The organism is Prosthecobacter sp. (assembly GCF_046154365.1).
Classification (GTDB): domain Bacteria; phylum Verrucomicrobiota; class Verrucomicrobiia; order Verrucomicrobiales; family Verrucomicrobiaceae; genus Prosthecobacter.
The window spans coordinates 1-5,673 of the sequence record NZ_JBJXFV010000170.1; the positions used below are offsets into that span (position 1 = coordinate 1).

The window sequence follows — 5,673 nt, forward strand, 5'->3', positions numbered from 1 at the left end:
TGCGCAGGCCGACGCTGAAAAAATCCGCATCATCAAAGAAGGTGAGGCCGCCGGTCTCAAAACCTACATGGAAGCCGAAGCCGCAGGCACGCTGGCTCAGCTCGAAGCTCGTGCGAAAGGCTTCCAAGCCATCGTCAACGCCGCTGGCGGTGCCGACAAGGCCGCGCAGCTCATGGTCACCGAACAACTGCCCGGTCTCGTCGCCGAACAGGTCAAAGCCATCTCCGGCATCAAGATCGACAAGCTCACCGTCTGGGATTCCGGCCGCACCGGCGAAGACGGCAAGACCCGCACCGCCGATTTCCTCTCCGGCCTCGTCGGTTCTGTGCCGCCACTGCACGAGATCGCCACCAACGTCGGCATCGAACTCCCCGGCTTCCTCGGCAAACCCGCCGCTAAAAAACCAGCGCCTCCAAGCAACCCCCAAGCCAGCTAAATCAGGCTCGTCCTCGTCCTCGATCATGTCGCCCCGCCTCGCCCTCAGCCTTCTGTTCCTCACGACGCTTGCTTCCCACGCCGCCGATGCCCCCAAGTGGAAAAAGCTCAACTCACAAACGCCATCCGGCTTCACCCTCAAGACCCTAGAAGTCGCCAAATATCCCGAACACACTGTCGAACTCTTCGTTTACGTCCCCGATGCCGAAGGAACGTGGCCTTGCATCCTCGACATCCACGGCGGCGGCTGGAAAGCACGTCAGATCGACTCCGACAAGCCGATGATGGAACGCCTCGCGCAACGCGGCTTCGTCACCGCCCTCGTTAGCTATCGTCTCTCCACCGAAGCCAAATACCCAGCCGCTTTGCACGACTGCAAAGCCGCGCTGCGCTGTCTGCGTGCGCACGCCAAGGAATTGAAGCTCGATCCCGAACGCATCGGCTGCATGGGCGGCTCCGCCGGCGGTCATCTCTCCGGTTTGACCGCGATGACGAGTGGCCTCACCGAGTTTGAAGGCACAGGCCCGTTCAAAGATCAGTCCAGCGCCGTCAAAGCCTGCATCATCATGGCCGCCACGCAGGATCTCATCGCCGCCAATGCCGGAAAGAAAAATGAAGGCACCGAACTCTTCTTCGGCGCCAGCGCTGACGAAAAACCGGAGATCTACAAAGCCGCGTCACCCATCACACACGTTCGCACCGGTGTACCGCCCACGATCTTCATCGAAGGTGCAAAAGACACGCTCAAAGTCGGCCGGGCCGAGATGATGGAGAAGCTGAAGGCACTCGGCATTGAAACCGCCGTTCACACGCTCAAGGATGCCCCTCATCCGTTCTGGATGAGCGATCCTTGGTGTGCCGAGACCGTCGAAATCGCCGCCGCGTTCTTCAAAAAGCACCTCGGCGAACCGGCGACAAAGTAAGCCTCGCTTACTTCGTCGGCTTCGGCAGTGCCTGCACCAGCAGGCTGTAAAACTCATTCTCCTCAGGCGTTTCGCCGTCGCTCTTGAGGATGTTCTTCACCACGCCGAGCACTTCTTTCTGTGCTGCCTTCGTCGTGAAAACCTGCGCCCTTTCGTTGATGTAATCAAACATGGCGTCATCGCTGTCCGCCGCCTCACGGGCGCGGGCAAACGACTCCTCGAGGAACAAACTCTTCGGATACTCCGAATCCCAGCCTTCCGCGATGAAGGCGGACTCCAGCAGGCGCTCTTCCGTCAGCGAAATATGCGCATCCGCATAGATCGAGAGGGACAGGAGATCGAACAAGGCTTCGCGATTTTTCTGGGTCATGAAACCATCTTGGCGAGAACGTCGCTCACGATCAAGCATCACTTCTCTTGACCTCTGACCTCGGACTCTTGACCATCACGCCCCATGTCCGACGCCGCCACCACTCCCATGATGAAGCAATACCTCGCCATCCGGCGTGAGCTTCCCGAGGACGTGCTGCTGTTCTTCCGCCTCGGCGACTTTTATGAGCTGTTTTTTGAGGACGCCAAAACCGCTGCCCCCATTCTCAACGTCGCCCTCACCAAGCGAAACGCTGTGCCCATGTGCGGCGTACCGCATCATTCGTCGCAGGGCTACATCGCTAAGCTCATCAAGGCTGGCAAACGCGTCGCCATCGCCGAGCAGACCACCGAGCCGACACCGGGGAAAATCGTCGAACGTGCCGTCTCGCAGATCCTCAGCGCCGGCACCATCACCGACCTGAATCTCCTCGACTCGAACCGCCCGAATTACCTCGCCGCCGTGTTCCGCGAAGGCAAAAAATTCGGCCTCGCCTACGTCGATCACACCACCGGCGAATTCGAACTCGCCGAGTTCAAGGACACAACCGAGCTCGCCGACGAACTCGAGCGCCTCCAGGCCAGCGAACTGCTCTTCAGCGACACTCAGCGCGAGGTCATCGACGCCCTCGGCAGCCCCAGCAGCGCCCAGCCCATCGAAAGCTACCTGTTCCTGCTCGATCAGGCCCAGCACAGCCTCACGCAGCATTTCAAAGTGCAGTCGCTCGATGGCTTCGGCTGCACCGGCATGAACGTCGCCATCTGCGCCGCCGGTTGCATCCTGCAATACCTGCAATTCCAGCTCCGCCGCAGTGTCGATCACATCCAGCGCCTCCGTGTCGGCCAAACCAGCGACGTCGTGCTCATCGACGCCGCCAGCCAGAGCCACCTCGAACTCGTCAGCGCCCGCGGCGGCAACGCGCACACGCTTTTGAGCGCCCTCGACCGCACCTGCACGCCCATGGGTGCCCGCAAAATGCGCCACTGGGTCCTCCACCCGCTGCGTGACCTGGAAATGCTCACCCAGCGCCAAGACATGATCGCCGCCTTCTTGGACGAGCCCATGCTCCTCAGCCAAGTGCGCACCCTGCTCAAAGAAGTCCGCGATTTAGAGCGCACCAGCTCCCGCCTCAGCCAAGGCAGCGGCAATGGCCGTGATTTGCAAGCGCTGGCGGTTTCGCTGGAGGTCGTACCATCACTCAAAACGCTCCTCCATGAGTCCAATAGGTCGCATACGTCCTATACGACCTATCTCCTCTCCCGCCTCCACGACCTCACCCCCCTCTGCCAAGAAATCCAACGCGCCATCACCGATGAGCCACCCATGCAGATCAAAGAAGGCGGCGTCTTCCGCGAGGGCTGGCTCCCCGCGCTCGACGAACTGCGCAACGCCACCACGCTTGGCCGCCAGTGGATCGCCGACCTGCAAAACCGCGAAATCGAGCGCACGGGCATCAAAAGCCTCAAGATCAAATACAACGCCGTCTTCGGCTACTTCATCGAGATCACCAAGGCCAACGTCGGCAGCGTGCCCGCCGACTACCACCGCAAGCAGACCACCGTCAACGGCGAGCGCTACATCACCGACGAGTTGAAGCGCATGGAGGACAAAATCCTCGGCAGCGAAGAGCGCAGCAAGGCGCTCGAATACGAGCAGTTCATCGAGCTACGCAGCCGCGTCTTGGAGCACCTCGCTCACATCCAGGAAACCGCCGAAGCCATCGCCATCCTCGATTCGCTTTGCTCGCTCACCGAGACCGCGCGTCTCTTCAACTACACCCGCCCCGTCCTCAACGAAACGCGCAACCTCTTCATCCGCGACGGCCGCCATCCCGTGCTCGATCAGAATCTCACGAGCGGCGAGCGCTTCGTGCCGAACGACGTCACTTTAGAGCCTGAAGAAAGCCGCCTCATCCTCATCACCGGCCCGAACATGGCCGGCAAGAGCACCTACCTCCGCCAGACCGCGCTGCTCACGCTCATGTCGCAGATTGGGAGCTTCCTGCCCGCCGCCAGCGCGGAGATCGGCCTTGTCGATCGCATCTTCACCCGCATCGGTGCCAGCGACGACATCGCACGCGGCCAGAGCACCTTCATGGTCGAGATGAACGAGACCGCGCTCATCCTCAACAACGCCACCGAGCGCTCATTGGTCATCCTCGACGAGATCGGCCGCGGCACGAGCACCTTCGACGGCCTCAGCATCGCCTGGAGCGTCGCCGAGCACCTGCACGACCACATCGGCGCCCGCTGCCTCTTCGCCACGCACTACCACGAGATCACCGCGCTCGCGCAAAGCCGCAGCGCCGTGAAGAACTACAACGTCGCCGTGAAGGAGTGGAACCAGCAGATCATCTTCCTCCGCAAGATCCTCCCCGGCTGCGCCGAAAAAAGCTACGGCATCCAAGTCGCGAGACTCGCCGGCCTCCCCGAAAACGTCATCGCCCGCGCCAAGGAAGTCCTCCAACAACTCGAAGCCGGCCACCAACCCGCCGAAAGCGTCAAGGAAGTCCCCGTAGCGACCAGCGTGCCCGCGAAGACGCGGAAGAAGCCGCGCAGCGATGAGGACGTGGGGCAGATGAGTTTGTTTGGGTGAGTGCCGATTCGGTAGCAATCGAATTTATACCTCATCAATCAACCGCAGCAATAAATCCACCTAGAAGCACAAGGAAGTCCAACTCGAAGCTGACCGCATATTCTTTCTCGATGCCGATTGAATGAGCTTTGGCTGAGTTAGAACTGCCAGCCTTAGCCACCCTCAAACCCAATGCCGAAAAATGGCTTGGCACACCAGGCAGGAAAGCTATGCTCATGAACAATTCCCATGCAAAACCAGTTTTTCAGGTTTCTAATATTGACGATCATGATCGTCGTACACAGCAGGGTTTTCGCGCAATCTGGCGAAATCTCTTCTGGCGTTTGGCGGCTATCAGACCACCCTGCGAAACTCGAATTTTTAGAAAACGGCGTCTGGCGTTTAGACGATGGGACGACTGGCACTTGGAGTCAGAACGGACCATCTATCTCCGTCGAGCTCTTGAATAGTTACGGGGAACTTGTGCGTTCATCGGGAACAATTTCTGGCGAAACGTTGGCTATCGGGAAAGGAATTAGAATTTCTGGCAACTGGCAGCCGGTGAGCGTCCGTTTCAAGTCCTCTAATACGCCTTCTCAAACCAATGCACCTTTGCCGTTCATAGACCTTGGCCTTGGTTCTCCGGCGTCGGGTTCCGCTGATCGCAAGGAGCCCGTTACATTGGACCGCAAGGGATTTGTGAATGAAACCATACTCGACCCGGAATACCGCGCACAGGTCGAGGCCGAATCCCGCGCAGCACAAGCAGCGTGGGTGCGCGAGGAGATGGCCAAAGACGATGCATTCAAAAAGTTGCACGACCAAAAGCTTAAAGAATGGAGGGAAAAACTTCCTTCGGGCGAGTCCAATTTTGACAATCATCCCGACGTTCGAGCCATTGAGGCGTTGACCGGCGTGGGCGGCGTTCTGTTGTCCCCCGATGAACTCAGAAGAAATGATAACGCCTTGGTGGACCAAGGCTGGTTTCCATATGCCAAAGCGGGCGATTACAAATTTTATCGAAGCAATCGGATATGGTATCAGCGCGTGGTGCCCATTCTAGGGCTCGAAGAGAAACTCAAGTTTCGTTTTCCTGATCAAAAGCCGGAACTCGAAATCCCCGAATTTCGCAAGATGCGCGAAAAGTTCTTGAATGATGTTCCGAAAGTAGCACCCGAGGAGAAAAAGTGAAAACGTGGACAAAGTTCGCAATTGGGGTTTCCATTCTCGCTTTCGGTGCGGTGTCGGGTGCGTCGCCGCAATGATGTAGATTAAAGCGAAGAAGCAGACGGCTGGGAGTGCTGCTGCCAGAAGTGGTTCCAGCGTGAGGGCGTCAGGTAAAGCGCACGCAAAGAGATCAGCGCATCGCTC

General features: G+C 58.8%; 6 protein-coding genes. 4 read left to right on the plus strand and 2 right to left on the minus strand.

From position 1 onward, the window contains the following. Window positions 1–436 (plus strand): flotillin domain-containing protein (locus ACKVY0_RS21975; RefSeq protein ID WP_409216999.1); only part of this gene is annotated, 436 nt, incomplete at its 5' end. Window positions 437–461: 25 nt separating this feature from the next. Then, a complete protein-coding gene (locus tag ACKVY0_RS21980) occupies window positions 462–1,358 on the plus strand; it encodes an alpha/beta hydrolase fold domain-containing protein (RefSeq protein ID WP_409217000.1) in 897 nt (298 codons plus the stop codon). 7 nt (window positions 1,359–1,365) lie between these two features. Here ACKVY0_RS21980 and ACKVY0_RS21985 read toward each other — a convergent pair whose 3' ends face one another. Then, complete coding sequence (locus ACKVY0_RS21985; protein ID WP_409217001.1) at window positions 1,366–1,728, minus strand: hypothetical protein; 363 nt, start codon at window positions 1,726–1,728, stop codon at window positions 1,366–1,368. Between the two features lie 84 nt (window positions 1,729–1,812). On the opposite strand from ACKVY0_RS21985, the gene mutS reads away from it, so the two are divergent. Continuing rightward, entirely contained in the window at window positions 1,813–4,323 is a 2,511-nt protein-coding gene (gene mutS, locus ACKVY0_RS21990; RefSeq protein WP_409217002.1) for a DNA mismatch repair protein MutS, read from the plus strand. A gap of 34 nt (window positions 4,324–4,357) precedes the next feature. On the opposite strand, the gene ACKVY0_RS21995 is transcribed toward mutS, so the two are convergent. Beyond that, window positions 4,358–4,540 (minus strand): hypothetical protein, encoded by a 183-nt coding sequence (locus ACKVY0_RS21995; RefSeq protein ID WP_409217003.1) that lies wholly within the window; start codon window positions 4,538–4,540, stop codon window positions 4,358–4,360. A gap of 50 nt (window positions 4,541–4,590) precedes the next feature. On the opposite strand from ACKVY0_RS21995, the gene ACKVY0_RS22000 reads away from it, so the two are divergent. After that, window positions 4,591–5,493, plus strand: coding sequence for a hypothetical protein (locus tag ACKVY0_RS22000; RefSeq protein WP_409217004.1), 903 nt, complete (start codon window positions 4,591–4,593; stop codon window positions 5,491–5,493). Window positions 5,494–5,673 lie beyond the last annotated feature (180 nt).